Origin of the sequence: Terriglobus sp. YAF25 (assembly GCF_052113305.1) — a bacterium.
Classification (GTDB): domain Bacteria; phylum Acidobacteriota; class Terriglobia; order Terriglobales; family Acidobacteriaceae; genus Terriglobus.
Map to the genome: position 1 here is coordinate 1 of NZ_JBFRCY010000824.1, position 3,165 is coordinate 3,165.

Annotated in this window: 3 protein-coding genes; 2 read left to right on the forward strand and 1 reads right to left on the reverse strand. The window is 57.6% G+C overall.

The window, feature by feature from the left end; translation table 11 throughout:
- Positions 1-723, reverse strand: a 723-nt coding sequence (locus AB4043_RS24180; protein WP_442308344.1) for an SDR family oxidoreductase, incomplete at its 3' end; no start/stop codon positions are given.
- A 145-nt stretch (positions 724-868) separates the two neighbouring features.
- On the opposite strand from AB4043_RS24180, the gene AB4043_RS24185 reads away from it, so the two are divergent.
- Complete coding sequence (locus tag AB4043_RS24185; RefSeq protein WP_442299158.1) at positions 869-1,324, forward strand: PadR family transcriptional regulator; 456 nt, start codon at positions 869-871, stop codon at positions 1,322-1,324.
- Positions 1,324-3,165 (forward strand): FtsX-like permease family protein (locus tag AB4043_RS24190; protein WP_442308345.1); only part of this gene is annotated, 1,842 nt, incomplete at its 3' end. The genes AB4043_RS24185 and AB4043_RS24190, both read left to right, overlap by 1 nt.

Here is a 3,165-nt window from a genome sequence, read left to right on the forward strand (position 1 = left end):
ACCATTCACTGAGATTTTCTGTCCAGTGACAAATCCAGCCCCGTCGCTTGCGAGAAAGGCCACGGCCTTCGCGACATCTTGAGGAACTCCCATCTTCTTTGTCGGCAGGGTTTGCAGATACTGGTCTATCTCTGCCTGCGGAGTGCCGACGTGGCGCTCCGTGGGTATCCAGCCGGGGGCAACCAGATTTACGGTAATGCCAGTCGGCGCCAGTTCGCGGGCCCAGGAACGGGTCTGCCCAAGCTGGGCGCCTTTCGCCGCCACATAATTGGCGAACCGAGGGTTCCCCAATTCGAAGACTTCGCTTCCAATCTGAATGATGCGGCCAAATTGCTTCTCTTTCATACGGGGGAGAACACGCTTGAGCAGAAGAAGCGGAGACTTCACAAAAAACTCCAGCTGATCAAGATAGCTTTCCCATGTCTGCTCTTCAATCGAAAGCAGCGGCTGAGGTCCCGTCGCATTGACGACCAGGATATCGATGCCCCCGAACGCCTTCTCAGCCTGCGAGACCAGCGCGTCTATCTCGGTGGGATTTCGAACATCACCCTTTACGGCCAGGGCCTGTGCACCGAGCTTGTGGATCTGATCACAGATATCTTCGGCTCCGTCTTTGCCGTTGAAGTAGTTGACGACTACATTCATGCCGGATGCGCCGAGTTCGAGTGCGATAGCACGCCCAAGACCGCGCGATGCCCCGGTTACCAATGCCGTTCGCTTCATCGTAGGTTCCTTTGATTTGAAAGTCTTCTCGCCGCAAAACAGAATTGGGGCTCCCATCTTTCTACGCCAGCCACTCTGCCCTTAGCAAAACTGCTTATCGTGCAAAAGCCAGAGGCAGGTAGAGCCATCATGACAAAGAAAAATCTTGACCGCTCCAGCCGAACGCAATTTCCGCACTGCTTTTGCTATTCCATCTTTCCTGTGGACATTCCAAAGGAGTGATGTTAGCTTCTATGCGCTGTCCAAAGGAGTGACTGTGCGCGGCGAAAAGTCTGAAGTTTTGCAAGGCACGCTGGACCTCATGATCCTGAAAACCCTCTATGCGCTCGGCTCCTTACACGGATTTGGGATTGCCCGTCGCATCGAGCAGCTGAGCGAGGGGGTGCTGACACTGAACGAAGGCACCGTGTATACCTCCCTGCTGCGGCTTCAGCAACAAGGATGGATCGCATCGGAGTGGGGAACTTCGGAGAACAACCGCAAGGCCAAGTTCTACTCCATCACCAAGCGAGGGTTGAAGCAATTGGCAATTGAGACCGAGAACTGGGAGCGCATCTCTGGGGTCATCGGCCGTGTATTAGACCAGGAAGGGGCAAGTTAATGATGGCCTCCCGATTTCGCGTTTTCGCGGCAAAGCTCAGCGGAATGTTCGGCCGTCGAAAAGCCGATCACGAATTCGACGACGAGATGCGGTTGCATCTGCAGCTCCTTACGGAGCGATTCATTCGCCAAGGTATGCGTCCAGAAGAAGCTGCTTCGGCGGCGCGCCGTCAATTCGGCAATACGACCCTCTTGCAGCAAGGTCAGAGGGAGATGCGCTCGATCATGTCCCTCTCCAATCTTGGACGCGATCTCCGCKTCAGCGTGCGTCAGCTCCGCCGTAACCCGACGCTTGCCCTCGTCGCCATCACCTCCCTCGCTCTGGGCATCGGCGCCAACACAGCCATTTTCGCTGTCGCAAAAAAAGTTCTCCTCGATACTCTGCCCGTCAAAGATCCGAAACAGCTCCGCATGCTCACCTGGGTCGCCGGCCACGATCAGAAGGTACCACTCGTCTGGGGTGATGCTTCCTCCAACGCCAGTGGCGACCACATCAGCTCATCGTTCTCCTACCCTGTGTTTGAAGAACTGCGCAAGCAGAGTGATGCCTTCCAGCGCCTGCGTCCCGACGTCCCTGAGGTCCGCGCGCAAGCCAGGCTCGACGCTATTCTGCGCCAGGCTGCAGCCGCAGGTATGCCGGACGGAAAAGCTCCCACTCAATTCCATCTCCAGTTTCAGTCCGGAGACCGCGGCCTCGACTACCTGAAGGACGCGTTCGCCAGGCCCTCCTACATGCTGCTCTCACTCTCCGGCCTCGTGCTTCTGCTGGCCTGCGTCAACCTTGCCAACCTGCTGCTCGCCCGGGTGGCTACCCGCGAACGCGAGGTAAGTACACGCCTCGCCCTTGGAGCGGGCCGCGCACACATTGTGCGCCAGATGCTCACTGAAAGCCTGCTGCTCTCCTCACTCGGAGGTACCGCCGGTCTGCTCGTCGGCTATCTCGGTCGAAACCTCATCCCACACCTCCTCGCAAAATCGTGGAGCCCGGAGACAATCCAGCTTGACTTCGATGGACGAGTCATTGCCTTCACTGTTGGTATCTCCCTCGCAACTGGAATTCTTTTTGGTCTCGCTCCCGCGTGGCAGGCTACACGCACGAACGTCAACTCTGGTCTCAAGGACACAGCCCACGCCACTTACAGCCGCCAGAAGATAGGTCTCGGCAAAGGTCTTGTCATCTTCCAGATCGCACTTTCGGCAATCCTGCTCATCGGAGCCGGGCTTTTCGTGCGGACTCTCGTCAATCTCAACCACACTCCGCTTGGCTTCCGGCCAGACAACATCCTTCTCTTCCGCCTTGCCCCTCCGAAAACCCGTTATACGGGCCCGCAAAGCACTGCGCTCTATCGCCAGCTTGAAGAAAAACTTGCCGCAATCCCTGGTGTTCGCTCGGTCTCGTTGAGCACAATCGCGATCGTCGGTGACGGTTACTCAGGTTCCACCTTCCACGTCTCCGGCCGCCCCATCATCGAGGGTGAGCGCCGCGTTCAGATGAATATCGTCGGCACCGATTTTCTCTCCACGCTTGGTATCTCCATCATGCGCGGCCGTAGCTTCAACACGCACGACACCTATACCTCGCCCAAGGTCGCGGTCGTCAATCAGACTCTTGCACGGAAATACTTCCCCAACCAGGACCCTCTCGGCCAGACCTTCGAGAACGAAGACGCTGACGGCCCCATCCAGATCGTCGGCATCGCCRCCGACACTCGCTACGCCAATCTTCGCTCCCCCACGCCTCCGCTCTTCTATCTTCCCTACCTGCAGCATCCTGATAACGTGGGCCGCATGGTCGTCGAGCTTCGCACCTTCGCAGAGCCCGCCGGCATCGTCAATCAGGCC